Genomic DNA, 24,083 nt, shown 5'->3' on the forward strand with positions numbered 1-24,083 from the left:
CGGCTCGAACACGTTCGCTCCGTCTAGCCGACAACTGTCGGGTATTTAGTTCGTCAGCTCCGGGACAGGACGACGGGAATGTCGCACGGACACTTCCCAATCCTGAACCGTCTCTGCTTCTAGTGTAAAAATGTCGTCACGGCTTGTCAATCCCGCCATCCCATGGTGCATCAAGTCGAAAGACGATGAGGCGTTCCCCTGTCTTCGTGCTGATATCCGTGTGAAGCGAGACGAGACGCCGACCGAGCAAGTCATGTAAAATCGCCTCGAGTTGGGCCCGCCCTGATTCGACGAGGTTATTGCGATATTTCTTCAATTGCTCACGACCGGCCGATTTGGCGGCCAGTTCGTACTCGGCCGGGGTCAAGACGCCCTGAAGCGTCACGATGGCCAAGTCGCGGAGCAGGTCTGCTTTACACGTCAATGAGCCGCGCCCGAGATACTCTTTCTCCCATTGGGTGATCCGAGCACTCAGTTCCATTTCGAGCTGACCTTTTTTCGGCATCGTTACTTCACGAATCCGATCATCATCTCGCGAAGAATCTTCGCGGCGGCGATGGCCGTCATGTCCGATTGGTCATATGCTGGTGACACTTCGACGAGATCGGCACCGATGATGTCGATGTCGGCGTTCGCGATGGCGTGCACTGCTTCAAGCAATTCTTTCGTCGTGATGCCACCGATTTCTTGCGTACCCGTTCCCGGTGCAGCCGATGGGTCGAGGACGTCGATGTCGATCGTGACGTACACTTTCTTCCCGGCGAGCGTCGGTAACACGCGTTTGAGCGGTTCAATCACTTCATATTTATACATGTTATAGCCGACTTCTTTGACCCAGTCGAACTCTTCTTTCATCCCAGAACGAATTCCGAACGAGTAGCAGTTCGACGGTCCGATGAGTTCGGCCGCTTTTTTGAGCGGTGTCGAGTGCGACAATGGCTCACCTTCATAGTCGTCACGGAGGTCCGTGTGCGCATCGAGGTGCAAGATGACGAAGTCATCCCCATACGCATCATGCATCGCCTTGATGACCGGCCATGTGACGAGGTGTTCTCCCCCCATACCGAGTGGGAACTTGCCTTCTTTGATGATGTCTTTGACGAACGACTCGATCATGTCGAGTGACTTCTGGGCGTTTCCGAACGGGAGCGGGATATCGCCGGCGTCATAGACAGCTGCTTCCGTCAAATCACCATCAAGATAAGGGCTATATTCTTCGAGTCCGATCGAGACTTCACGGATTCGGTTCGGACCGAAGCGTGAGCCTGGACGGAAACTGACCGTCCAGTCCATCGGCATACCGTAAAGGACCGTCTTCGCGTCCGTCACTTCCGGCAAGCTCGCGATAAACACTTTGCCTGAGTAGGCTTCATCGAAACGTTTAATCATTTCGTCAAGTCCTCCACAAATTTAGGAAGGACGAAGGCCGCATTGTGAAGTTTCGGCGTGTAGTACTTCGTCTCGATGTCATGGAAACGCTCCGGAGCCACTGCTTCCGGGTCATACTGCTTCGAACCGATCGTGAACGTCCACATGCCGCTCGGATACGTCGGTACGTTGGCCGTGTAGAGCTTCGTGATTGGGAAAATCTCTTTCACGTCACGTTGAACCGTTTGGATGAGCTCCGGCGTGAACCATGGGTTGTCCGTCTGCGCGACGAAGATTCCATCGTCTTTGAGCGCTCTCGAGATGCCGGCGTAGAATCCTTTTGTGAACAAGTTGGCCGCTGGTCCGACCGGTTCTGTCGAGTCGACCATGATGACGTCATACTCGTTCTCTGATTCGGCGATATGCATGAAGCCGTCACCGACGATGACTTCAACACGCGGGTTGTCGAGTTCGCCTGCGATATTTGGTAAGTATTTCTTCGAATATTCAATGACTTTCCCGTCGATGTCGACGAGAACTGCTTTTTCGACTGATGGGTGTTTCATAATCTCACGGATGACGCCACCGTCTCCGCCACCGACAACGAGCACATGCTTCGGATTCGGGTGTGTGAAGAGTGGGACGTGAGCCACCATCTCGTGATAGACGAATTCGTCCTTATCCGTCGTCATGACCATTCCGTCAAGCAACAACATTGTTCCGAACTCGTCCGTTTCGACCATTTCTAGTCGTTGAAACTCCGTTTGTTCGCTCTCATAAACGTGGTTTACACGGAACGTGATTCCGTAATCTTCTGTTTGGTGCTCCGTAAACCATAATTTTAATTTTTGGTCCATCGATAGAACCCCTTTCTGTTCAAAAAGTTGTTCGTATGCGAGTGGCGTTTTGAGGCGCTTCTTATTCATACGATAGGAAGTATACAAAAACTGTACCCGTTTTGCACGATTTTTTTATTTATTTATCTCGATGTGTGAGTTTTAGGTGAGTTTTGTCCGATAAATTGATTAGAGAGTATTTCGATTATTTGAAAGGAGGGATCCTATGTGGTCTCCTTGTACCGCCTGCTCCACGACCATCCCATTTTTTGAACGGGGCCTCGTCGTCGTCAATGACAAGCCCCACCCGTACGACTCGTTTGACGAATTGACGGAACGCCTCGCCGCTGTCGAGGAAGACGTGTACTGTGTCGACCCGGCCACAAAACGCCAGACCGCCGTCGTCTCGGCGAGCGACCTGCTTGAACAAATCGCCAACCGCGACACGATCGAATTGATTCAACACGGTGACTTCGAGAGCCACTTGCAACCGATCATCCATCTCGACACCGGAGAACGATTCGGCTACGAGGCTCTTCTCAGAAGCCAGAACAACGTCTCACCGGACGAACTGTTCCGGGCCGCGAACCGATTCGGGCTTCACTCGAAGCTAGATCAACGCGCTCGCGCCGAAGCGATCAAAGCGACGTATCACGCCGTCGAGCCGCACGAGAAGACGTTCATCAACTTCTTGCCCTCGACGATTTATAACCCAGACTACTGTCTCCAACACACGTTCGAGATTATCGACCGGTACGGACTCAGTCCCGATCGTTTCATCTTCGAGGTCGTTGAGACGGAGAAAGTCCAAGATGTCGCCCATTTGCAACATGTGTTCTCTACATATAAGAAGCGTGGTATGAAAGTCGCCCTTGATGATGTCGGCGCTGGCTTCTCGACGCTCGATATGTTGAAGCGACTTGAGCCCGACTATGTCAAAATCGACCGGTCGTACATCTCCTTCTGCGACCAAGACGCCGAGAAACGAGCGTTCTTGAAAAACGTACGTCAATTGACAAGCTCAATGGGCATCACCATCCTCGCCGAGGGAATCGAACGCTCCGAAGAAGTCGACGTCTGTCGCGAACTCGGGTTCGACCTCGCCCAAGGCTATTACTTCGGTAAACCGTCTCCTTATGCGCTTTGACGCAATGAAGGCCTAGAGCACCCGCTCTAGGCCGTTTTTTAATCCTCGTCTTCCTCTTCGTCCATGTCTTCTTGCATCTCTGTATCTTCGTTGTTCATCGGTTCTTCCTCTGCTCCCCCACAAGCCCCGAGGATGATGCCCGTCGCCAACAGCGACGCGGCCAATGCACCTTTCTTTTTCATCATGAACACCCCTTTTCACGTTGTGTCGTACAGTACGGTTAATTCCCTCGCGCTTCATGCTGAAACGTTTTTTAGGTTAAGAACGTGTAAACGGTGGAATGAATCTAGTGATGACAACTGAACAGAAAGAAGGTGTACTTGTTGAAACAACGCGTCTGGCAACTCCTCATCATGATTGTACTCGGCATCTTCCTTCTTGGTTTGCTTTACTCGATCGATGGGCTCATCCCGTTCCTAGTTGGGGCCGCAATTCTCATTCCGCTCATCGTCGGCTGGCATATCTTATTTGACCATGTCCAACCGCAGGCCAAGCTCGCCTGGCTGCTCGCCGTCTTGTTCATTCCGTTCCTCGGTGCCCTCGCCTGGGTACTGTTCGGCCGAACACCTCGACGACACCGACGCATCAAACGGACCTCGACCGAGATTCGGATGTTCCGGCAAGCAATCGAGGCCGAACGGATCGAGACGGCAAACGACGTGTCGGATCGCTTTCCTCTCACGCGCACACTCGAGAAGCTCGGCGCGACCGGTGCGGATGGTCACACGTCGACGAAACTGCTCGTCAACGGCGAGGAAAAATTCGATGCGGTGATTAAAGATATCGAGCAAGCGACCCATCATATCCACGTCCAGTATTATCTATTCCGGACCGATGAAATCTCGCTCAAGATTCGTGACGCTCTCATTAAACGATCCAACGAGAATGTCACCGTCCGTTTTTTGTATGACGGCCTCGGCAGTCAAGAGATTAGCGAAGCGTTTCTCGAACCGCTCCGCGAGTCCCGCGTCCACGTCGAAGCGTTCGACCCGGTCGTCCACCCGCTCCTCGTCTTTAACGCCAACTTCCGCAACCATCAAAAGTTGATCGTCATCGATGGGCGAATCGCTTACACCGGCGGACTGAACGTCGGGGATGAATATCTCGGGAAATATAAAAAGCTTGGATTTTGGCGTGATACCCATCTGCGCCTCGAAGGACCGCTCGTCCGGGAACTTCAGCGTTTGTTCGTCGAGAATTGGCTGTATGCCGGTCATGAAGACGATACAGAACGCTGGGACTTGTTCGCCGACAGCAAACATTTGCCAGAATACTTCATCGACGACCCGCAACCGGATAACGGGGCGACCCAGCTACTCGTCACGTCTCCTGGAAAAGATGTCACGATCCGAGACGGGCTCATTACGCTTTTGATGGAGGCGAAGGAGTCGATTTGGATCACGACGCCATATTTGATTCCGCCTCCCGAATTGCTCGCGCTGTTAGAAGTCGCCGGCCGGCGTGGCATCGATGTGCGAATCGTCGTCCCCGGAAAAGGAGACGAATGGTTCAGCTTCCATGCGACCGAATATTATTTCGAACAACTGCTCAAACGGAACATTCGGATTTATAAATACAATCGCCATTTCATCCATGCAAAAACCGTCCTCATCGATGGCAAGATTGCGCTCGTCGGGACGGCTAACTTTGATTTTAGGAGCATGTATTTGAACCACGAGATGACAATCGCCCAGTATGAGACGTCGTCCATCCAACAGCTGCAAGAAGCGTTCTTGAAAGACTTTGATGAGTCGATTCTCATCGACTGGTCAATGCTTCGCAAGAAATCGAGCGGCAAGCGTTTCATCGAAGCGTTCTGTCATATCTTCTCACCACTCCTTTGAGACAAACGCCAAACCGCATACAGGACGATGAGCAACGCGATGAGACCGAGTTGCCAGCCCGCGGCCACGTGTAAGACCGCCGCGACCGCGAGCGCCTCGATCAACAATGCCGGCACTTTCCCAATCGTGCTCGCTACGGCGAAGGACGGGAGCGACATTCGGCTGAACGCGGCCGACAGCGTGACGAGTCCGGACGGTACGAACGGCATCAGCCTCAGCCCGAGGACAAGAAACCATGCCTCAACGCCATCTGCTTCGCGGAGCCGTTTCAAACGCTCCCCATCCGGTGACGTGAACCGGTGGAGCGCTTTGCGATAAAGAATAAAACTGAGCACAGCACCCACGGCCTCGCCGACGATAGAGACGGCGACACCCGGTCCAAATCCTAGCAGTTGCACGTTCAGTGCCGTCAAAAATGCGCTCGGTAATATACCGGCGACGGCGATGAGTGTATTCAATATAAGGCTGATGACAATGAACAACGGGAGCGGTAACACTTCCCATTCCATACAATTCCCTCACTTCAAGTGAAAAGGCTGGCCCGTCAATGACGGGTCAGCCTTCTGTTTATTTTGCTTCGACTTCATCCCACGCGTCTTCGTCGACAGGTGGAAGGTGTTTCTCTTCAAGTTTCGAGACAACGACCGCGCATGTCGCGTCGCCGGTAATGTTGACCGACGTCCGGAGCATGTCGAGAATACGGTCGACACCGATGATCAAGGCGATCCCTTCGACCGGTAAGTTGACCGACTGCAAGACGAGCGCGAGCATGATGAGCCCGACACCAGGTACACCCGCCGTCCCGATTGAGGCGAGTACTGCTGTAATGACGACCGTCACGAGTTCGGTCATCGTCAAATCAGCCGCGAATACTTGGGCGATAAAAATCGTCGCGACCCCTTGCATGATCGCCGTCCCGTCCATGTTCACCGTCGCGCCGAGCGGCTGAACGAATGAGGAAATGGAACGCGGCACGCCGAGTTTCTTCTGGGCGAGTTCCATCGATACAGGGAGCGTCGCGTTCGAAGACGACGTCGAAAACGCGAGCGTGATCGCTTCGTAGAAGTTTTTAAAGAAGAAGACCGGACTCATCTTCCCGAGCAGGACGAGCGCCCCGCCGTAGACGAGTACCGAGTGTAAAAATAGCGTCAAGACGACCGCGAACATATACCACGCCATCGCTTTGACAGCATCGAAACCGATCCCTCCGATGGCCGAGGCGATCAAAGCGAACGCGCCGTATGGGGCGAGCTTCATGACCAAGTGAATCAAGTGCATCATGATGCGGTCGCCTTGTTTGACGAAACGGCGCCACGTTTTGGCCCGTTCGCCGAGAGCGATCATCGCAAATCCGATGAGAGCCGCAAAGACGATGATTTGAAGCATGTTGCCTTCAGCGAGCGCTTGAATCGGGTTCGTCGGAATCATGTTGACGAATGTCTGCACGATGTTTGACGACTCTTCAGCCGCACCCGATTCGAATTCAAGGTTTGCCGTTTGGAAGTCACCACGTTCTCCCGGTTTGATGACCGAAGCGACACCCATCGCCAAGATGATGGCGAGCGCTGTCGTCGTCAAGAAGAAGAGGAGCGCCTTCGATCCGACCCGCCCGAGCTCTTTCGGGTCCCCGAGACCCATGACGCCGAGAATGATCGAGAAGAAGACGATCGGAACGACCAGCATTTTAATCAAGTTCAAAAATACAGTACCGACTGGGGAAAGGATATACGTATTGACGATGTCATATACGTTACCGGACAGACCGGCGAGCCCTAGCCCGACAAGGACCCCTAAGGCGAGACCAATTAAAATTTTCTTCGTTTCACTCATCGTGTCACCCTTTCTTTTTTGCACAGTGCGTTTAGTATAGCATAATGCTGAATATTCATACAATTACGGTGAAATCACAACATCATAACAAGTTCATGTTCCCATCTTCACTTGAACGAAAACAAAAAAGATTGGAGACCAAAACGGTCCAATCTTTTCACTCGGCATCGAGACGCGCAAGTTCGGTTTGAAGTTCGGTCGATTGCTCCCAAATCTCAGGACGATGTTCTTTCAGAAACGCGGCTAGCACGTTGCGTGACGGAGCGTCCATCATATCGATGAGAATATGGCCTTTGAGCGATTTGTCCATCTGGTTGACGTGGTACGGCAACAGCTTGTATCCGCGCCGCGCCTCGAGGTCGACCGACATATCACACGCCGCGACACCGCCATAATAGAACCCTTCCGGCTTCCGACCGACCGTGACCCAGACGATCCAATACGGTTTCCCGTTCGGCACCGCTTCTGGATCCGTCAAAAACTTGATACGTTTCTCAATCGCCGATTTGGCATGCATGGCCCCCATATCGATGACCGCGGTCCCCGCCTCGACATCGATGATGACGGGAGACATATTGTTCAAACTGAGCGAACCGACCCCAAAACCACCGTGGCCATCGGTCGAATCGTCAGCGACGATGTTAAAATTAATCTCTTTCATAGACTTCCCTCCCTCTCTACTGTACACAAAGACGAGGGAATGTGGCAATCCGGAACGTCAGCACCATTCAATCCGAAACGTCGTCCCCGGTCCGATGGCACGGATGAGCGGCCGGTCTGCCTCGATGACCCGGCCGAGAACGTTGACTCGTGCATCAGGCGGAAGATCCCGTTTCGTCACTTGCATCTCGCCGGCATAGCGCCCGTAATCCGCATTATCGACCGTGATCGTCCCAAGCGGACGCGGTCTCGCATCCATCGGTTCAAGCAAGCGGTCCCCAGGTCGGCCGTAAGCCCGAGACTCGACCGAACGGACGACGTCACGCGCCGGGTCCATCCGGTTCGTCTGGACGCGATAGAAGGCGGCCTCAATCGTCGTCTCCGCTTCGGCCCGGAGGACGAGCATCCCGTCGGCGTTTGAAGCGAACTGTTCAATCGTCTCGTCAGCAAGTCCCGGATCACCGATTAAAATGCGATCGACCGAATCGGCGAGGTCCAAGTAACAAGCAAACGTCGAAAACGTTCGATGGTCTTCGAGCGTCGGCAACCGTTCAAACAGCGGTCCGCGGAGTGACCCATCTCCCGGGATGAACGCTTGAACGCTCAATCCTTGGCGTTTCAACCAATCGTTCTTGTCGTCGAACCAGTTTCGATCAAGCCCCGTCTCTGGGTGCGGATAGAAGTTGTGCCATGCCTCGACGTTGTCCGTCACGAGACCGTGCCGCCTCATCTCCGCGAGCTCACTTTCTGTGAGCGTGCTCGCGTTCAAGGCGACCGTCATCCGCGTCGACAAGTCGGCGACTTGTTTTGGGGTCACGCCGTAATCGACGCGCAGTCCGGTCACACCCCACTCGACGAGCGTGTGGGCATCATCCCACGTTTTGCCGAGCGCGGCAAGCGACGTTGGCGCAATATCGGCGAACAGCTCCATGTCGAGTTCACGTGCGAGTATGCCGAGCTGTCGCAATCGTTCCGTATAAACGGATGGGTCGTCCTCTGGAATATGTAGGGACGTGAACATCGACGTAAAGCCAATCTCACGCATGCGTCCGACCCATGCCTTGAAGTTTGACGTGAGCGGTTCGCTCAAATATACCGATAATCCTTTCATCAGAAAACCTCCTCATTAAATGAAAAGGCGACTCCAAAGAGCCGCCTCGGTTGTTAAATTCCGTCCGCCATCTCTTCTTTGAATCCGAAGAAATATGTGAAGACGAAGCCTGCCGTGTACGAAATGACAAGACCTGCGATGTACGTCAAGTACATGCCGTTGTCGATGAGCGGTGTGAGCGAGAGACCCGAGACCCCAATCCCGAGTGCTGCCGTCTTCATCGTCGCTTGGAATGCGCCTCCGACCGCTGCTCCCATACAAGCCGTCAAGAACGGACGACCGAGCGGAAGCGTGACCCCGTAGAGGAGCGGCTCACCGATGCCAAGGAATCCGACCGGGATCGCCCCTTTGATGATGTTACGGAGGCGTTGGTTGCGCGTCTTCACAAAGATGGCAAGTGCTGCCCCGACTTGTCCGGCCCCGGCCATCGCCAAGATCGGCAAGAGTGCCGTGTTACCGACCGTGTTGAGCAACTCCAAGTGAATCGGTGTGAGTCCGTGGTGCAATCCGACCATGACGAGCGGCAAGAAGAATCCAGCAAGAACAGCCCCTGCGACCGGTCCACCGACTTCGAGCACGGCGTTAAGACCTTGCATGATACCGTCCGATAAGACGCCTGCGACCGGCATGATCGCATAGAGCGCCGTGAAACCGACGACGAGCACCGTGAGAAGCGGTGTGAAGATGATATCAACCGCTGTCGGCATGAAGCGACGGACATGTTTCTCGATGTACGTCATGAGCCAAGCGGCAAAGATGACCCCGAACAGTCCACCCCGCCCAACGACGAGCGGTTCCCCATAAATGGTGATGTCCGCGAGCACCGGGTTGAAGAGAATCCCCCCGGCGATGGCACCGAGTACCGGCGTCCCGCCGAACTCTTTTGCCGTATTCCAACCGACGAGAATGGCGAGATAGGCGAATACCGTACTACCGAGCAATAAGAGGATTTGCATCCACGTTTCCGTCGGGTCAACCCCGGCGTTCTTCGCGAAGTTGGCTCCTCCGTTAATGATACCTGAAGCGACAAGTCCTGGAATGAGCGGAATGAAAATATTCCCTAAGCGACGTAAGAAGCGCTTGAACGGCGACTTCTGTTTGTCTTTCACTTTTTGTCGTTCGATGGCGGCCCGTTCGTCCGGCGTCAAGTTCGCGTCGACCGATTCTTCTCCGATGGCGAGCCCCGTCTCGCGGCTGAGATGGTCCGCCACGCGGTTGACCGTCCCCGGGCCAACGACGATTTGCAACGTCTCATCATCGATGACACCCATGACACCATCGATTTGTTTCAAGGCGGCAAAATCCGCTTTCGTCGGATCCTTGAGCGCCAAACGCACACGTGTCATACAGTGCGCGAGTTGACGAATGTTGTCTTTTCCCCCGACATGCTCGAGTATCACATGCGCAAGAACCTCTTCTTTCTTCATCTCGATTCCCCCTTATAATGCGTCACGGACGAATCCGTTCGCACGCTCTAATCGCTCGACTGCCTCCGCATGCGGGACATCGGCTAAAATCATGACGATCGCCGTCTTGACGTGCCCACCGGATGAATCAAAATAACGCGCGGCCGTCTGTTCGTCGACCCCTGTCGCTTCCGCAATCATCCGTTTGGCCCGCACTTCCAACTTCTCGTTCGTCGGCTGCACGTCGACCATCAGGTTTTGATACACTTTCCCTACCCCAATCATCGATGCCGTCGAAATCATGTTGAGGACGAGTTTTTGCGCCGTCCCTGCTTTCAAACGGGTCGAACCGGTCAATACTTCCGGTCCCGTCTCGACCTCGATTTTATACTCGGCATGATCGCTGATTTTTGATCCTTTGTTACATGATAACGCAGCTGTCGTCGCCCCGACTTCACGGGCGTAATCGAGCCCACCGATGACGTACGGTGTCCGGCCGCTCGCGGCGATTCCGACGACCGTGTCCTTCTCGCTCAAGTGAAGCGCTTTCAAATCATTGACTGCCAAATCCTCGCTGTCTTCTGCTCCCTCGACGGCTTTGATGAGCGCACGCTCTCCTCCGGCGATGAGTCCGACGACCATGTCCGGTGATACGCCGAACGTCGGCACACATTCTGCCGCATCCAAGATACCGAGCCGTCCGCTCGTCCCTGCGCCGATATAAATCAAACGCCCGCCTTGTTTGAAGGATTCGATGGCACGCTTCGTCACTTCGGCAATGACCGATAGCTCTTCTTTAATGACGTGGGGGACCGATTGATCTTCCTCGTTCATCACCGCGAGGAACTCCTCGACCGCCATCTCGTCCAAGTGCATCGTTCGTTCATTCCGTCTTTCAGTAGCCAGTTTGTCTAACATCGCCACCATCCTTTCTTCTCTCTGATTTCATTGTACTAACTTGAAATTAAAAGTCAAACTTATTTAAAAAAATAAGGAAGTAAAATTTCATAAATGAAATGAGGATGTTACCCATTCCATAGAAAAAGCCCAGCCCATATCGGACCGAGCCCTTCATTCGACCAGTTTCTTCATCACGTGGACGTGGTCGCCCCGTGCCGTGACGGAATCTTTTTCGTACACATAACCTTGTCGTTCCCAAAAGTGATGTGCCCGTTCATTGTGCGGCAAGACACCGAGCCGAAACACCGTCTGGAAAGGGCGCATATACTCCTGTTCAAGTTGCTCATACAGCCGTTGTGCGACGCCGGTACCATGAAATCGTTCGTCGACGACGAACAGGCCGAGCCAGAGCGATCCGTCGACTGGATGTTCTTTCAACAAATCAGCGACCGCGATGACGTTTCCTTCTTCAAACACGAGGCTGACGGTCCCTTCGGCTTCAAAGTCGGTCAAATTCTCGTCTCGAAACGCTTCAGGCGTCTGTCCGTTCAAGCTCGCGAACGCCGACTGCCGCAACAAGAACGCCGCGACCTTGTCGCGCCACGTCGCATCATAAACGTGAATCATCGGCGCAACTTCACCATCTCGTCACGCGCCTCGGCGTAACGGTCAATCAAACTTTCGCCTTTTCGGTGCAACAGACCCATATAGAGCGTATCGATGATCGTCAACTGGGTCATCCGTGACGCGATGCTCGCGATCCGGAAGTCACGTTCGACGCTCGGCGTGCAAAGACGGACGTCCGCCTCCCGATAGAGCGGAGATTTATCGAGGTCCGTGATGGCGACGACCGGCACCCCTTTCTTCTTGGCGAAGCGGACGAGTTCGAGCACATCTTTCGTCCGACCCGACGTGCTGATGGCGACAAAGACGTCGTTCGGTCCGAGATGCGGGATGAGTGACAACATGTAATGGAAGTCTTGCGACGTCTGGGCCGCATAGCCAAGTTTCGTGAATTTGTACTGGGCGTCGTACGCCGCCGTCGACGAGCCGCCGACCCCATAAAACACGACCCGATTCGCTCGGGCGAACGTATCGATCGCATGCTCGAGCTCGCGTTTGTCCATCGCCTCGGCGCACGCCTCGATCGCCATCTTGTTCACATGAATGACTTTTTGAAACGAATCGTACGGTGTGTCTTTCTGCTGTAACACGTTGAAGTCGGTGAGTGTCGTCTCGGTGATGGCCAAGTCTTTGACGAGGGCGAGCTTGAACGCCTTGAAGCTGTCGATGCCGACGACGCGGGCGAACCGGACGATACTCGCCTCTGACACATCCGTCTTTTGAGCAAGTTCTTTCGTCGTCATGTTCGGAACGAGCGTCGAGTGGGTCAAAATATAGTCTGCGATTTTCTTCTCGACAGACGTCATCTCACTTTTAGCGAGTTCGATTTTTTTGAGTAAGGATTCCATCGGGTCATCCCCTTCCTACTTCTAGTTTCTGTTTCCATGATAGCGGATTCTTTCTGCACAAGCCAACTTGGATATGAAAAAGGCCAAGCCGAAGCTTGACCTGATCGTTATAAGTTTTTGGCATTGAACGTATCGCCGCCTTGAATCGTCCCGTTTTGGAACCCTTTATCGAACCAACGTTTTCGTTGCTCGGACGTCCCGTGCGTGAACGAGTCTGGCGTCACATAACCACGAGCCTGTTTTTGAAGCGTGTCATCCCCGATTTGGTGTGCTGCGTTCAGTGCCTCTTCGACGTCGCCGGCTTCGAGATACCCTAGCCCTTGGGCGTGGTGGGCCCAGACGCCCGCGTAATAATCGGCCTGGAGTTCGAAACGGACCAAATATTTGTTGAACTGTGTCTCACTCATCTCGTTGCGGAGCGGCATAATCTTATCCGACGTACCGAGTAGCGTCTGGACATGATGGCCGACTTCATGGGCAACGACATATGCCATCGCAAAATCTCCTGGAGCATTGAAGCGCTGACTGAGCTCATCATAAAAACTTAAATCAATGTATAGCTTTTGGTCACCTGGACAGTAAAATGGTCCGACCGCCGACCCCGCGATCCCGCACGCCGATTGGACTTGACCTTTGTACAGAACGAGTGTCGGTTCTCGATACGTCAGGCCGTTTTTTGCAAACAAATCGGTCCACACTTCCTCGGTATCACGAAGTACAACTGATACGAAATCCGCCATTTCTTCTTCACGTGCCGACCCCTCGTATGTTCCGACCGATTGCGGTTCCCCGATTCCGATATTATTGACGATGTCTGCCGGACTGCCTCCATTGAGCAATGTGAAGACGATAACTAGAATGAGACCGAAGCCCCCACCGACTCCTGCGATGCCTTTTCCTCCAACACGTTGCCCTCGTCGATCTTCGACGTTTCGACTTGCTTGTCTACCCTTCCATTTCATCCGTCTGTTCCTCCTACAACTAGTCTGTCCTTGTTTTATACCCCGTTTTCGATCGTTTCGCACCTGTATTTTTAAACCAAGCCTCGCACTCAATCGATTTTCTGCTTTCCACTCGCCCCACCTTTCACTAGAATGAAAGGGAACGAACTAAAAGGAGGAAATGTTATGCCATACGTAACTGTTAAAATGCTCCCAGGCCGCACGGTCGAACAAAAACGTGCCTTGATTGAAAAAGTGACGGACGCCGTCTCCGAGACGACGAACGCCCCGAAAGAAAACATCACCGTCTTTATCGAAGAGATGGACGCAACGCACTACGGCCAAGCCGGCGTTATGCACGCGGACAAGAAGTAATCGAAACGACCGCCCTTCCAAATCGGAGGGCGGTCGTTGTTTAGTCTTCTAAATTCACTTCAAACCGCTCGCTCGGGACGGTCGGTTTAATGAGGTGACGCGTCGCGCGCCAAATGTGATAGCCGATTCGGTCGAGCCAGAGGAGCGCCTGCACCTTTTGAATCGTTTGGTCCATCTCGAGTTGATTGGCCGCCGTCTCCTCGAGCAGTTCGGCCCGGTGCGCCTTCCGATACTCGGCGAGCTGTTTCGAGGCTGTCTTCCACTGCCGAGACTCTTCCGGTGGTGTATGATGATTGAGCGTGTCGACCATGTCGAGCTCATGCAGGACGAGCTGACGCGCGACCAGAAAATCTGTATCGCGGAGCGCATCAACCGGTTCGACTTCCCGCATGACGAATAGCCACCGCTCCAAGTGATCGATTGTATGGAGGAGTGACAGATGTTGGCCATAGTCGTTGCGTCCTCGCCCTTCTTCCAATTGAATCGTGCTCAAAAAGACACGGACGTCCCCGAGCGTCTTCTCCACGAGTTGGAGCTCGTCGTCGCGCTTTCGTCCTTCCGCTAGCAACAGTTTCGTCTCTTTGGCGAGATAGCGCTCGATTTCAATCAACGAGCGTCGGGCCGCTTCGAGCGCGACCGTCGGGATGCGAGCCATGTTCGGGTTCAAGAACCGGGTCAGCTTCTCAGCCCGGCTCGGGACCCACTTCAGCAACCGACGGCTGAACGCCTCGTGGAACGGCAAAAACGTGAACACACCGAGCAAATGGAACGAGGTTTGGAACAAGGCGAGCCGCAACAGTTCATTCCAATTGAGACGGTCGGCCACACCGTTGACGACGCCGAACAAGAGCGGGAAGGTTAGCCAGCCGATGAGTAAAATCGAGCCGTGGACGAGCACGTGCGCCAAGACGATGCGGCGGGCCGACTTCCAGCCTCCGATTGACCCGAGCACGACGACGAGACTTGTACCGGCACTTTGCCCTAAGACGAGCAGACACGCTTGGGCAAGGGTGACCGTATCGGTCGCGAGCGCCGTCATCGTCAAGACAAGACCGATGCTTGAAGACTGCAATAAAACAGTCATCAACAGACCCGTACCGAGAAGCGCAAGTTGGTGGAGCGGTGTGTCCGCTTCCCAACTGGCGAACGAGAACGTGACAACTTCCCGCATCGCCTCTTGGAGCGTTCCGATGCCGACAAAAATGAGGCCAAGTCCGACCGTGAGCATGCCGATGCGTTTGACGCGCCGGCCAATCAAGCGCAGCGCCATGCCGACCCCGATGAGCGGGAGCAACAGCTCGCGGATATCGACGTTGTAACCTAAGAGCGCCACGATCCATCCGGTCGTCGCGCTACCCGCGTTCGCTCCGATGACGAGTGTGAGCGCTTGGGTGAACGTCAGCAGGCCGGCACTGACAAAACTGATTGTCATGAGCGTCGTCACGGTCGAGGACTGAAACAACGTCGTCATCGTCGCTCCGAGAAAGGCACCCGAAACAGGTCCTTCAGCCAAGCGATTCAACCGTTGCCGGAGCCGTTCCCCGGCCATGCTTTTCAACGTATCCGTCAATAACATCATTCCGAGCAGGAAGATGCCGACTCCCCCGACCAATGTGCCGATCCCCATGGTGTCACTTCCTTTTCAACGATTCAATCGCCTCGTAACGTTGACAACATCCATGTTTTTTCTGATGCGTGATCTTTCAAGTTGAGCAGTACGTCCTCCGGATAATAGATTTTCTCGTCGGACTGTCGTGAGTTTAAAATCGATTGGACGAGCATCGACACTTCCGAAATTTCCCGGCGGTCGCCGTCATTCATCTTGAGATAGATGCCTTCGTATGTCCCGTGCCCTTTATACAAATCGTATGGCAATTGGCTGAGCTGATCCTCGAGCAAGTAGTAGCGGATCGGTAAACCGATTGCCTCCATCGTTGAACGCAAGCGGTCCATATAGCGGACGCGGTTCGCTTCCGGGAAGTTTTTATACTTCAACAAACGACGGTTGACGAAGCGGCTCGCAAGGTCGGCCAAAATCGGGTCTGCCTCATCCATCCATTCCTGAAAATAGAAATAGACGATCGTCTCATCGAGCTTCAAATAATGCTCGAGCGTCATGTCTTCATGGTTAAAAATCGGCAAGAAATGCTTTGGGGTCATCTCGAAAGAATAACCCGATTCGTATAGTTCTTGCGCCCGTTCGAGCACGGCTTTGAGTAATAAATCGCTCGATCGCGTCGCCGGATGCAAGTAGACTTGCCAATACATTTGATAGCGACGCATGATATAGTCCTCAATCGTATGCATCCCCGACTGTTTGACGACGACTTGATCTTCATCGGGACGCAACACTCGCAACATCCGCTCAAGATCGAACTTCCCATAACTGACACCGGCGAAATGGGCGTCGCGGAGCAGATAGTCCATCCGATCGACGTCGAGTTGCGAACTGAGGATATTGACGAGCAAGCGGTTCGGGTGCGTCTTATTGATGATGGCCGCTACTTCTTCCGGGAAACCAACGCCCATCTCCGACAGCACTTTGTTCACTTCCGTGTCGCCAAGGATGATTCGTTCGGTCCATACCTCGTGACGGACGGCGAAGACGTGCTCGAACGCGTGTGAGAACGGACCGTGGCCGACATCGTGCAGGAGCGCCGCTGCGAGCAACAGCTCCCGGTTGCGGTCGTCCCACTCTGGATACTCGTGAAATTGGTCAATCAGCTGCCGGGCGATCTCATAGACGCCAAGCGAATGATGGAACCGGGTATGTTCGGCGCCATGGAACGTCAGAAATGATGTCCCGAGCTGTTTGATGCGCCGTAAGCGTTGAAACTCTTTCGTGTTGATCAATTCCCAGACGAGATGATCGTAGACATATATATAGCGGTGAACCGGATCTTTGAACACTTTCGATCCTGACAATTGACCTCGTGACGTATACATGACGTTGCCCCCTACGTTTCATTAATGATTGGATTCGACTTCTAGCACGTTGTTCCTCCCATGTTATAATGGGAAGGAAATTATTTATTGAAAAGGAATTATGTATATGACCCATCCATTATTACGACAACCGACCTACCGTGTCATTGACCAGTCTTCGCTCGGTCCGGCGTTCCAAGCCGAGCAATCGTTCGCGACGGACGACACGCTCTGTGCGTCGACCGCAACGTCTGGTGCCGTCCTCAGGGCCTGGGTTCATCTAAACACGGTCGTGCTCGGCATTCAAGACGCCCGCCTGCCTCACTTGTCAGACGGTATCCGTTTTCTACATGAACATGGATTCCGTCCCGTCGTGCGAAATTCAGGAGGGCTTGCCGTCGTCTTGGATGAAGACGTATTGAACTTATCCCTGATTTTACCTGAAAAAGACGGGATTCAAATCGATAGCGGCTACGAGGCGATGACGTCGCTCATCCAACTCATGTTTCAAGACGTGACGACAGACATTGTCGCTGGCGAAATCGTTGGGTCTTACTGCCCCGGCAGTTTCGACTTATCCATCGGTGGCAAGAAGTTCGCGGGCATCTCACAGCGCCGTGTCCGTGGCGGTGTCGCCGTCCAAATTTATTTGAGCGTTCGCAAGAGCGGGAGCGAACGCGCCGCCCTCATCCGTGATTTTTATGAGCGCGCCATCCAAGGCGAAGCGACAAAGTTCACCTACCCGGCCATCGTCCCTGAGACGATGGCGTCACTCGAGGACTTGCTCGGTATCCCGCTCACCGTCGATGACGTGTTGCGCCGCGCCTACACCGTCCTTAGTGACGTGAGCCGGCTCATACCTGGCACTCTCGATGCGGAAGAGCAAGCGACGCTCGTGACCCAGCTCGACCGGATGTGGAAGCGCAATGAACCGATCCGTGAGATTGAACAACAATTAATAGAGGAGTGACCGCATGTTTAAAATCATAACCGATACCGGCGCCGATTTGACCCAAGACCAGATCGTCGAGTACGGTCTCGAAATGCTACCGCTCGGTGTCGTCATCGACAACGACGAATTTTTAGACGGTGAGACGATTCAACCAAAAGACGTGTACGACGCGATGCGTGCCGGGAAGACGCCGAAAACGTTCCAAATCGAGGCGGCCCGCCTCGAACAATGTTTCCGTCAACATCTCGAATCGGAAATCCCGTTCCTGTACCTCGCCTTCTCCGGTGAGCTTTCAGGCACCTATCAGACGGCCGTCATGGTCGGCAACCTACTTAAAGAAGAATACCCGAACAGCACGTTCCATATTCTTGATACGCGTGCCGCGTCCGTCGGCCAAGGACTGTTCGTCAAGACGGTCGCTGAATATGGCCAAGATCATACGTATGAAGAGACGATCGCCTACGCGACGTCGCTCGTCGGCAAAATCCGTCATTTGTTCATGGTCGAATCGCTCGAGTATTTGATGCGCGGAGGTCGTGTCTCAAAAGCGAGCGCGTTCATCGGGGATTTGTTGACGATTCTACCGCTTTTGACAGTCGAAGACGGCAAGCTCGTCCCAATCGAGAAGGTGCGCGGTCACAAGAAAGTGTTACGCCGCATCGTCGAATGGATGACCGAGTCGAAACCGCTCGTCGAGGGTGGGCACGTCTTCATCGGCCACGGCGATGATCCAGTCAAAGCCGACCAATTCGAGGCGTTGTTACGGGAACATGTGAACCCGGCGCACGTCACGAAAACGATTGTCGGTTCGGCCATCGGGGCGCACACAGGCCCGGGTCTTCTTGTCGTCGGCTATTTTGAAGCATGACGAAACGACGCGTTTGGCTCACGATCGGATTACTCCTGATTATTGGAGCATATGCGTTGTTTCACATCGATGAAGCCAATAAACGACGGTTTCTTCAGAATTATTTGCAGGAACATCATGCACTTTCTGATTCGTCTTATTCATCGCATGCCAGTATTACTCAATTCGGTACCATGTTCCATGTCACGTTAGTTGATGAACCGGACATCATGTACGACTTTTTTGTCAAACGACGCGATGGTGTCATGCATGTCGTTTACAGTTTTAATTTGGAACAAGGACACGGTCTCCGTGACCGCGAGTTCGAAACCGTCAACTACGCCATCCTTGATACGTTATTCAAATGAAAAACCGCGAGCACCCTCATGGGGCGCTCGCGGTTTTTTGTTCATTTATTCCAGTTGCGGAATCCGTCACCGAATTCAAGGTGGAGATCGTCGCCGAACACGCCGTTCTCGAACGTGGGTACGTCGACCGGGAGTTTGCCCGTCGGTTTGACTTCGCCGAAGATGGCGCGAATGCCGGCCGGGAGGTTCGGTCCTGCCGATTTGGCATTGCCCGCCTCTGAGTCCGGTCCGTTCGGGTCACCTTTGAAGCCGTAGATGATGAGCTGGGCCGGTGCGTCCGGCTGAACCGCCACATCGTAAGGGTTACGCAGGCTGAGCAAGACTGACTTCTTGCCCGTCTCGTTCGCGTAACGGAACACTTCGGCCGGCACGTAGTTGTCAGCCGACGTCGATTTCAGCTTGGCGCTGTTGTTCACGTTCGAGCCGACGATGATATAGTCGGCCGCATCGAGTTTCGCTTTCAAGTCTGGGTTTTGATCTAAGTGTTTCGTCGATGCCGTATAGTTCGCGGCGATGACGTTCACGTCTTTCATGTTGCCGGCGTTTTTCTCAAGTGACTTGATCGTTTTGATCATGCTGTCCGTCTGATCTTTCGCCGGCGACAAGACGAGGACCGTCTCACCCTTTTTCGGTTTGAACGGAAGCGTCTTGTCGTCATTTTTCACGAGCGTGACGGCCGCCTCGGCGATTTCACGTTCTTTCGCTTTATGCTCGGCACTGCCGACGACCGCATTCGCCTCGGCGAGTTTCGCCTCGAGCGTTGTCGTGTCGACCGACTCTTGCCAAATGCCGCGTTCCGCTTTGAGCGTCAAAATCCGCTCGACCGCTGCATCAATCTTCTCTTCTGACAGGCGTCCGTCCTCGACAGCGCCCATGACGTCTTCAAAAATCGTCTCGAGCTTCACGACGTCCGCGTTCGACCGTAAAATCGTCGGCATGAGCGCGATATCAACGCCCGCATCGAACGTCTTGATGACCGCTTCCGCTTCCGTGAAGTTGTCGGCGATCGCCTGCATGTTCAAAGCGTCCGTGATGACGATCCCGTCGTAGCCCATCTCTTCCCGTAACACGCCCGTGATGACGTCGTCCGAGAGCGTCGCCGGAAGCGGGAACGTGCCGCGCGGCGAGTTCACGACCTCATCCTCGATTTGTGGCATCCCGATGTGTGCCGTCATGATCATGTCGATGCCTTCGGTGATGGCTCGTTTGAACGGTAACAACTCGAGACCGCGCAAGTCTTCGAGCGACTTGTCGACAATCGGGAGTCCGTAATGCGAGTCGACCGCCGTGTCACCGTGACCCGGGAAATGCTTCGCTGTCGCGGCGACGCCCTGGTCTTGAATGCCTTGTATCATCGCCGAGCCGAGCTCGCCGACGAGTTCTGGGTCACTCGAAAACGAGCGTACGCCGATGACCGGGTTGGCCGGGTTGTTGTTGACGTCTAGCACCGGACCGAAGTTGACGTTCACCCCGAGCGCGTTCAACTCCGAACCGATAATATTCCCCGCGTCGTATGCATACTGGCTGCTCCGTGTCGCCCCGAGCGCCATGTTGCCCGGCAAGTTCGTGCCCGTTCCGAGCCGTGTCACGATTCCACCCTCTTGGTCGATCGTGATGAAGAGCGGTACGTCGTTGCTTGCGTCTTGTTTTACGACTTCTTGGAGGTCGTGGACGAGTTTCGTCGTCTGTTCGGTCTCGGTCACGTTTTCCGCGAACAAGATGACACCCCGAGGTCAAACCGATCGATGACGCGTGCTACATCTGTCGCGAGCGCCGTATGGTTCGCCCCGTTCCATAATCGGAAGTCTGGCATGATCATTTGGCCGAGCTTTTGTTCAAGCGTCATCGAATCGAGCTTGGCGTCGACACGCTGCTCGATCGACGGGACCGGTGTCTCCTCCGCCACAACCGCGTTCGCCAGCGGGGCCGATGAGACGAGTAGCGCTGTCGTCAGTCCGAGTGTTGCCGTCCAGTTCAGTGCCTTGTTCATATTCCTTCACTCCTTTTTGAAAGTTTCCCCGACCCCCAAACAAAAAGGCACGGAGGAAGAAGCGTTGCCTCACCAACGCTCGTTCGCCCCATGCCTGATCGTATCAGTTACATATGGTCCTTATTCAGGTGGTCAACGTCAGTATAACAACTCAAAAAAGGAGAGACAACACTATCAATGAAAGCGTAACTATTTTGACATATACAATCTGTTTTGACACACGCCTGATCTGTATCGGCAAAGCCAATAATTTCGCTGGTTCGAATTCGACTCCATCTTTGGTAAACTCTTTTTGTTAGGGGTTAACTTTCAAAAAGGGGGAAATCATCTTGGCACGAGGGGAACTGCAACGAAAGCCAGAATGGCTAAAAATTAAACTGAACACGAACGAGACGTATACCGGTCTCAAAAAGATGATGCGTGAGAAAAATTTGCATACGGTCTGTGAAGAAGCGAAATGTCCGAACATCCACGAATGTTGGGCTGTCCGCCGCACGGCGACGTTCATGATTCTTGGGAGCATCTGCACCCGCGCCTGCCGCTTCTGCGCCGTCACGACAGGCAAACCGAACGAGCTCGACTGGGAAGAGCCGAAACGCGTCGCCGAATCGGTACGTCTCATGAATTTGAAGCACGTCGTCATCACGGCCGTCGCCCGCGACGACTTGAACGATTACGGGGCGACGGTATTTGCCGAGACGGTCCGAACTGTCCGTAGCATGAACACGGAGACATCGATCGAGGTGCTCCCGTCCGATATGATGGGTGACTTCTCGGCGCTCCAGACGCTCATCGACGCCGGTCCAGACATCATGAACCACAACTTGGAGACGGTCCGCCGCTTGACGCCGAGAGTCCGCGCCAAAGCAACGTACGACCGGACGCTTGAATTTTTAAAGCGGTCGAAAGAACTGAACTCGGACATCCCGACGAAGTCGTCGATCATGGTCGGACTCGGCGAGACGCGCGAAGAGTTGATTGAGGCGATGGACGACCTGCGGGCCCATCACGTCGATATCTTGACGCTCGGCCAATACTTGCAGCCGACGAAGAAGCATCTTGACGTCGAGCGCTACTACCATCCAGATGAGTTCGCCGAGTTAAAAGAGCTCGCATTGGCGAAAGGCTTCTCCCATTGTGAGGCCGGACCGCTCGTTCGTTCCTCGTATCACGCGGACGAACAAGTCCACAAGGCGCGTCGTCATACGATGCTGCCAATCGACTAAGAGAAAGAAGAGACCGATATGACTGGAACGACATGGCATTTGCTTCACACTGACCCGCTGTCCCCGGCCGAGAATATGGCCATCGATGAGGCCATCGCCGGCTGGGTCGCGCGCGGTGACGTAAAACCGACACTTCGCTTTTACGCCTGGGCCCCGCACGCCATCAGTGTCGGGCGCTTCCAACGAGCGACGCGCGACCTCGACCGGGACGCGCTCGCTTTAAATGGCATCCCGGTCGTCCGCCGTTTGACCGGGGGACGGGCCGTCCTACACGCGGACGAGCTGACGTATAGCGTCATTCTCCCTGAGACGATGCCGTCTTTGCCGACGAACGTCATCGAGAGCTATCGCCTCTTGACCGAAGGGATACGTCGCGGCTATCACGCGCTCGGCGTCCCGGCCGAATTCTCGGTACCATTGACCGAGGCCGACCGCGAGGCACTCCGAAAGCCGAAGTCGGCCGTCTGCTTCGACGCCGCCTCGTACTATGAGCTCGCCGTCGACGGGAAAAAAATCGCCGGGAGCGCCCAAGTACGCCATCAAGGCGCCGTTTTGCAACATGGGTCGATTCCATTGTCGATTGACGATGACGTCCTGTTCGACTGCTTCAATCTCGAGGCCGATGCGAAGGCGGAAGCGAAAGCCCGCTTTGGTGACAAGGCCGTCTCCTTGAACAAGACGCTCGGCCGACCGGTCTCCTTCAATGAGGTCGCCGCGGCGTTCACTGACGGATTCCGCGACGCGTTCGATTTGACGTTCGAACCGCTGACGTTCACCGAGGCGCAACAACAAGAGATTCAGGAGCTCGTCGCCAAGTATGAGAGTGATGAGTGGGTCTGGAAACGCTAAAAACGAGTCGCGAGACTCGTTTTTTGATATAAAGGTTTCGAAAAGAGATGGTCATCTTCTACTTAATCTTTTGAATCGTTCAGTCAACCAAAACAAAAACGGATGGCTTGTGCCATCCGCCTAGTCAATCATTCCGTTCCAATTGTTTTCGCTTCACGAGAAAACCGAGATATGGGAGACCGGTGAAGACGAGTCCAATCACCACCAGTGTTTGGACAATCCAGATGATCGCCTCGGCTGTACCCGACCAATTTAGTTGAAGTAACAGCATCAGCCCAATTGAAATGACCAAGCAGATGAGCGCACCCCGCCCCATCGCCCGTTCGATTTGCCCATATTTCTCTTGGGTCGTCTGACGATCCGTATAAAGCGGCGTCGCGTCCGGACTGCCTTTGAACACATGAATCTCATCGCCGGACGACGTGACATGTTCCCATCCGCTCGCGGCGAACAGTTCGAAGTAATCCTCGTCCGGCCGTTGGCGGTAATCGAGACTGTAGCGCACGTCCATCGGCTCCCCTTCGACGAGCGTATAGCCGAGTGGAGCGAACTTCTCTAAATGCCAGCCACGAGCTGCCATCTCCCCTAGCTTCTTCATTTCCCGTTCTTCGGCGAACGCCAGTCCCCAACTCGACATATATTTCCGTTTCATCGGTGTCCCTCCTCTTCTAAAATGAAGCGTGCATCATCAACGATTGCTTGCCGGCGTTTCAAATCCTCGATCACGAGTGCACGGCCTTGGGTCGTGATCACATAGCGTTTCTGCTTGCCGTCCCCGTCAATCGGTTCGATGAGTTGTGCGTTCACAAGCTTTTTGATAATCGTATACATCGACGCCGGGCCAATCTTGATTCGCCCGTTCGTCAACTCCTCGACGAACTGCATAATCAAGTAGCCGTGACGCGCCTCGGTCAAGGCGAGGAGAATGTAGAACATGCTGTCAGTCAATTCCCCGAGCTCAATCGTGTCATTACGTGGCATCTCGCCACCTCCTATATCATTCATTGATATATCTTACTCTAAATATATATCGTTT

27 protein-coding genes are annotated in these 24,083 nt (G+C 54.0%); 8 read left to right on the top strand and 19 right to left on the bottom strand.

Annotation, left to right across the window (positions count from 1 at the left end; all coding sequences use genetic code 11):
• Nucleotides 1-136 precede the first annotated feature (136 nt).
• The 3 genes from KNP02_RS04290 to speE are packed head-to-tail and all read right to left on the bottom strand — an operon-like array spanning nucleotide 137 to nucleotide 2,225.
• A complete protein-coding gene (locus KNP02_RS04290; RefSeq protein WP_214708388.1) occupies nucleotides 137-505 on the bottom strand; it encodes a Na-translocating system protein MpsC family protein in 369 nt (122 codons plus the stop codon).
• A gap of 2 nt (nucleotides 506-507) precedes the next feature.
• Entirely contained in the window at nucleotides 508-1,389 is an 882-nt protein-coding gene (speB, locus tag KNP02_RS04295; RefSeq protein WP_034779331.1) for an agmatinase, read from the bottom strand.
• A complete protein-coding gene (gene speE / locus KNP02_RS04300; protein WP_114165210.1) occupies nucleotides 1,386-2,225 on the bottom strand; it encodes a polyamine aminopropyltransferase in 840 nt (279 codons plus the stop codon). Before speE ends, speB begins: the two co-directional genes overlap by 4 nt.
• A 205-nt stretch (nucleotides 2,226-2,430) precedes the next feature.
• Here speE and KNP02_RS04305 point away from each other — a divergent pair, with 205 nt between their 5' ends.
• Nucleotides 2,431-3,351 (top strand): EAL domain-containing protein, encoded by a 921-nt coding sequence (locus tag KNP02_RS04305; protein ID WP_214708386.1) that lies wholly within the window; start codon nucleotides 2,431-2,433, stop codon nucleotides 3,349-3,351.
• A gap of 38 nt (nucleotides 3,352-3,389) precedes the next feature.
• On the opposite strand, the gene KNP02_RS04310 is transcribed toward KNP02_RS04305, so the two are convergent.
• Nucleotides 3,390-3,533: a hypothetical protein gene (locus KNP02_RS04310; protein ID WP_161787553.1), complete on the bottom strand. Its 144-nt coding sequence runs from the start codon at nucleotides 3,531-3,533 to the stop codon at nucleotides 3,390-3,392.
• 132 nt (nucleotides 3,534-3,665) lie between these two features.
• On the opposite strand from KNP02_RS04310, the gene cls reads away from it, so the two are divergent.
• Nucleotides 3,666-5,195: a cardiolipin synthase gene (cls, locus tag KNP02_RS04315; protein WP_214708384.1), complete on the top strand. Its 1,530-nt coding sequence runs from the start codon at nucleotides 3,666-3,668 to the stop codon at nucleotides 5,193-5,195.
• Here the strand turns inward: cls and KNP02_RS04320 are convergent.
• The 9 genes from KNP02_RS04320 to ypfJ all read right to left on the bottom strand — a co-directional run bounded on the left by KNP02_RS04320 (nucleotide 5,171) and on the right by ypfJ (nucleotide 13,536).
• Complete coding sequence (locus tag KNP02_RS04320; RefSeq protein ID WP_214708382.1) at nucleotides 5,171-5,704, bottom strand: TVP38/TMEM64 family protein; 534 nt, start codon at nucleotides 5,702-5,704, stop codon at nucleotides 5,171-5,173. The genes cls and KNP02_RS04320 overlap by 25 nt on opposite strands.
• A 58-nt stretch (nucleotides 5,705-5,762) precedes the next feature.
• Complete coding sequence (locus KNP02_RS04325) at nucleotides 5,763-7,025, bottom strand: dicarboxylate/amino acid:cation symporter (protein WP_138858736.1); 1,263 nt, start codon at nucleotides 7,023-7,025, stop codon at nucleotides 5,763-5,765.
• A gap of 157 nt (nucleotides 7,026-7,182) precedes the next feature.
• Nucleotides 7,183-7,686: a YwhD family protein gene (locus tag KNP02_RS04330; protein ID WP_214708380.1), complete on the bottom strand. Its 504-nt coding sequence runs from the start codon at nucleotides 7,684-7,686 to the stop codon at nucleotides 7,183-7,185.
• Nucleotides 7,687-7,743: 57 nt separating this feature from the next.
• Nucleotides 7,744-8,796 (bottom strand): DUF871 domain-containing protein, encoded by a 1,053-nt coding sequence (locus KNP02_RS04335; protein ID WP_214708378.1) that lies wholly within the window; start codon nucleotides 8,794-8,796, stop codon nucleotides 7,744-7,746.
• Nucleotides 8,797-8,849: 53 nt separating this feature from the next.
• Nucleotides 8,850-10,223, bottom strand: a complete 1,374-nt coding sequence (locus KNP02_RS04340; protein ID WP_214708375.1) for a PTS transporter subunit EIIC — start codon at nucleotides 10,221-10,223, stop codon at nucleotides 8,850-8,852.
• 12 nt (nucleotides 10,224-10,235) lie between these two features.
• Nucleotides 10,236-11,129: an N-acetylmuramic acid 6-phosphate etherase gene (murQ, locus tag KNP02_RS04345; protein ID WP_214708373.1), complete on the bottom strand. Its 894-nt coding sequence runs from the start codon at nucleotides 11,127-11,129 to the stop codon at nucleotides 10,236-10,238.
• Nucleotides 11,130-11,273: 144 nt separating this feature from the next.
• Nucleotides 11,274-11,729, bottom strand: coding sequence for a GNAT family N-acetyltransferase (locus KNP02_RS04350; RefSeq protein WP_034779353.1), 456 nt, complete (start codon nucleotides 11,727-11,729; stop codon nucleotides 11,274-11,276).
• On the bottom strand, nucleotides 11,726-12,574 hold the full coding sequence (locus tag KNP02_RS04355; RefSeq protein ID WP_034779356.1) for a MurR/RpiR family transcriptional regulator: 849 nt from the start codon (nucleotides 12,572-12,574) through the stop codon (nucleotides 11,726-11,728). The genes KNP02_RS04350 and KNP02_RS04355 overlap by 4 nt, the downstream gene beginning before the upstream one ends.
• A 107-nt stretch (nucleotides 12,575-12,681) precedes the next feature.
• Nucleotides 12,682-13,536, bottom strand: a complete 855-nt coding sequence (gene ypfJ / locus KNP02_RS04360) for a KPN_02809 family neutral zinc metallopeptidase (RefSeq protein ID WP_214708371.1) — start codon at nucleotides 13,534-13,536, stop codon at nucleotides 12,682-12,684.
• A 165-nt stretch (nucleotides 13,537-13,701) separates the two neighbouring features.
• On the opposite strand from ypfJ, the gene KNP02_RS04365 reads away from it, so the two are divergent.
• Nucleotides 13,702-13,890 carry a 2-hydroxymuconate tautomerase gene (locus KNP02_RS04365; RefSeq protein ID WP_012727443.1) on the top strand — a complete coding sequence of 63 codons (189 nt, stop codon included), beginning with the start codon at nucleotides 13,702-13,704 and terminating at the stop codon, nucleotides 13,888-13,890.
• A gap of 40 nt (nucleotides 13,891-13,930) precedes the next feature.
• Here the strand turns inward: KNP02_RS04365 and KNP02_RS04370 are convergent, their stop codons facing one another.
• A complete protein-coding gene (locus KNP02_RS04370) occupies nucleotides 13,931-15,517 on the bottom strand; it encodes a Na/Pi cotransporter family protein (RefSeq protein ID WP_214708369.1) in 1,587 nt (528 codons plus the stop codon).
• 23 nt (nucleotides 15,518-15,540) lie between these two features.
• Nucleotides 15,541-16,836, bottom strand: coding sequence for an HD domain-containing protein (locus KNP02_RS04375; RefSeq protein WP_214708367.1), 1,296 nt, complete (start codon nucleotides 16,834-16,836; stop codon nucleotides 15,541-15,543).
• Between the two features lie 100 nt (nucleotides 16,837-16,936).
• Here KNP02_RS04375 and KNP02_RS04380 point away from each other — a divergent pair, with 100 nt between their 5' ends.
• From KNP02_RS04380 to KNP02_RS04390, 3 genes are read left to right on the top strand one after another with little or no spacing between them, the layout of a single operon-like run.
• The gene (locus tag KNP02_RS04380) at nucleotides 16,937-17,785 is read left to right on the top strand and encodes a lipoate--protein ligase family protein (protein WP_214708365.1); all 849 of its coding nucleotides are present in this window, start codon (nucleotides 16,937-16,939) and stop codon (nucleotides 17,783-17,785) included.
• Nucleotides 17,786-17,789: 4 nt separating this feature from the next.
• Complete coding sequence (locus tag KNP02_RS04385) at nucleotides 17,790-18,635, top strand: DegV family protein (RefSeq protein ID WP_214708364.1); 846 nt, start codon at nucleotides 17,790-17,792, stop codon at nucleotides 18,633-18,635.
• A gap of 56 nt (nucleotides 18,636-18,691) precedes the next feature.
• Complete coding sequence (locus KNP02_RS04390; protein WP_214751457.1) at nucleotides 18,692-18,982, top strand: hypothetical protein; 291 nt, start codon at nucleotides 18,692-18,694, stop codon at nucleotides 18,980-18,982.
• Nucleotides 18,983-19,023: 41 nt separating this feature from the next.
• On the opposite strand, the gene KNP02_RS04395 is transcribed toward KNP02_RS04390, so the two are convergent.
• Together KNP02_RS04395 and KNP02_RS14840 are read right to left on the bottom strand one after the other, a co-directional pair.
• Complete coding sequence (locus KNP02_RS04395; protein ID WP_251129199.1) at nucleotides 19,024-20,700, bottom strand: glycoside hydrolase family 3 protein; 1,677 nt, start codon at nucleotides 20,698-20,700, stop codon at nucleotides 19,024-19,026.
• The gene (locus tag KNP02_RS14840) at nucleotides 20,682-20,972 is read right to left on the bottom strand and encodes a hypothetical protein (RefSeq protein ID WP_251129200.1); all 291 of its coding nucleotides are present in this window, start codon (nucleotides 20,970-20,972) and stop codon (nucleotides 20,682-20,684) included. The genes KNP02_RS04395 and KNP02_RS14840 overlap by 19 nt, the downstream gene beginning before the upstream one ends.
• A 326-nt stretch (nucleotides 20,973-21,298) precedes the next feature.
• Between KNP02_RS14840 and lipA the strand changes: the two genes are divergently transcribed.
• Together lipA and KNP02_RS04405 are read left to right on the top strand one after the other, a co-directional pair.
• A complete protein-coding gene (lipA, locus tag KNP02_RS04400; RefSeq protein WP_353047327.1) occupies nucleotides 21,299-22,198 on the top strand; it encodes a lipoyl synthase in 900 nt (299 codons plus the stop codon).
• A gap of 18 nt (nucleotides 22,199-22,216) precedes the next feature.
• Nucleotides 22,217-23,047, top strand: a complete 831-nt coding sequence (locus KNP02_RS04405; protein ID WP_214708358.1) for a lipoate--protein ligase family protein — start codon at nucleotides 22,217-22,219, stop codon at nucleotides 23,045-23,047.
• Between the two features lie 124 nt (nucleotides 23,048-23,171).
• Here KNP02_RS04405 and KNP02_RS04410 read toward each other — a convergent pair whose 3' ends face one another.
• Nucleotides 23,172-23,699 carry a DUF2812 domain-containing protein gene (locus tag KNP02_RS04410; protein WP_214708356.1) on the bottom strand — a complete coding sequence of 176 codons (528 nt, stop codon included), beginning with the start codon at nucleotides 23,697-23,699 and terminating at the stop codon, nucleotides 23,172-23,174.
• Nucleotides 23,696-24,028, bottom strand: coding sequence for a PadR family transcriptional regulator (locus KNP02_RS04415; RefSeq protein WP_214708354.1), 333 nt, complete (start codon nucleotides 24,026-24,028; stop codon nucleotides 23,696-23,698). Before KNP02_RS04415 ends, KNP02_RS04410 begins: the two co-directional genes overlap by 4 nt.
• Nucleotides 24,029-24,083: the final 55 nt, after the last annotated feature.

Origin of the sequence: Exiguobacterium sp. s40 (genome assembly GCF_018617905.1) — a bacterium.
GTDB lineage: Bacteria > Bacillota > Bacilli > Exiguobacteriales > Exiguobacteriaceae > Exiguobacterium > Exiguobacterium mexicanum_A.

Bases quoted from the DNA above. Each gene is read 5' to 3' on its own strand.
- ypfJ (WP_214708371.1), bottom strand. From the start codon at position 13,536: ATGAAATGGAAGGGTAGACAAGCAAGTCGAAACGTCGAAGATCGACGA.
- KNP02_RS04330 (WP_214708380.1), bottom strand. From the start codon at position 7,686: ATGAAAGAGATTAATTTTAACATCGTCGCTGACGATTCGACCGATGGC.
- speE (WP_114165210.1), bottom strand. From the start codon at position 2,225: ATGGACCAAAAATTAAAATTATGGTTTACGGAGCACCAAACAGAAGAT.
- KNP02_RS04365 (WP_012727443.1), top strand. From the start codon at position 13,702: ATGCCATACGTAACTGTTAAAATGCTCCCAGGCCGCACGGTCGAACAA.
- KNP02_RS04305 (WP_214708386.1), top strand. From the start codon at position 2,431: ATGTGGTCTCCTTGTACCGCCTGCTCCACGACCATCCCATTTTTTGAA.
- KNP02_RS04355 (WP_034779356.1), bottom strand. From the start codon at position 12,574: ATGGAATCCTTACTCAAAAAAATCGAACTCGCTAAAAGTGAGATGACG.
- KNP02_RS04335 (WP_214708378.1), bottom strand. From the start codon at position 8,796: ATGAAAGGATTATCGGTATATTTGAGCGAACCGCTCACGTCAAACTTC.
- KNP02_RS04405 (WP_214708358.1), top strand. From the start codon at position 22,217: ATGACTGGAACGACATGGCATTTGCTTCACACTGACCCGCTGTCCCCG.
- KNP02_RS04310 (WP_161787553.1), bottom strand. From the start codon at position 3,533: ATGAAAAAGAAAGGTGCATTGGCCGCGTCGCTGTTGGCGACGGGCATC.
- KNP02_RS04370 (WP_214708369.1), bottom strand. From the start codon at position 15,517: ATGGGGATCGGCACATTGGTCGGGGGAGTCGGCATCTTCCTGCTCGGA.
- KNP02_RS04375 (WP_214708367.1), bottom strand. From the start codon at position 16,836: ATGTATACGTCACGAGGTCAATTGTCAGGATCGAAAGTGTTCAAAGAT.
- KNP02_RS04325 (WP_138858736.1), bottom strand. From the start codon at position 7,025: ATGAGTGAAACGAAGAAAATTTTAATTGGTCTCGCCTTAGGGGTCCTT.
- KNP02_RS04380 (WP_214708365.1), top strand. From the start codon at position 16,937: ATGTATATGACCCATCCATTATTACGACAACCGACCTACCGTGTCATT.
- murQ (WP_214708373.1), bottom strand. From the start codon at position 11,129: ATGGTGGCGATGTTAGACAAACTGGCTACTGAAAGACGGAATGAACGA.
- speB (WP_034779331.1), bottom strand. From the start codon at position 1,389: ATGATTAAACGTTTCGATGAAGCCTACTCAGGCAAAGTGTTTATCGCG.
- KNP02_RS04290 (WP_214708388.1), bottom strand. From the start codon at position 505: ATGCCGAAAAAAGGTCAGCTCGAAATGGAACTGAGTGCTCGGATCACC.
- KNP02_RS04350 (WP_034779353.1), bottom strand. From the start codon at position 11,729: ATGATTCACGTTTATGATGCGACGTGGCGCGACAAGGTCGCGGCGTTC.
- KNP02_RS04340 (WP_214708375.1), bottom strand. From the start codon at position 10,223: ATGAAGAAAGAAGAGGTTCTTGCGCATGTGATACTCGAGCATGTCGGG.
- KNP02_RS04385 (WP_214708364.1), top strand. From the start codon at position 17,790: ATGTTTAAAATCATAACCGATACCGGCGCCGATTTGACCCAAGACCAG.
- KNP02_RS04410 (WP_214708356.1), bottom strand. From the start codon at position 23,699: ATGAAACGGAAATATATGTCGAGTTGGGGACTGGCGTTCGCCGAAGAA.
- KNP02_RS04415 (WP_214708354.1), bottom strand. From the start codon at position 24,028: ATGCCACGTAATGACACGATTGAGCTCGGGGAATTGACTGACAGCATG.
- KNP02_RS04320 (WP_214708382.1), bottom strand. From the start codon at position 5,704: ATGGAATGGGAAGTGTTACCGCTCCCGTTGTTCATTGTCATCAGCCTT.
- KNP02_RS14840 (WP_251129200.1), bottom strand. From the start codon at position 20,972: ATGAACAAGGCACTGAACTGGACGGCAACACTCGGACTGACGACAGCG.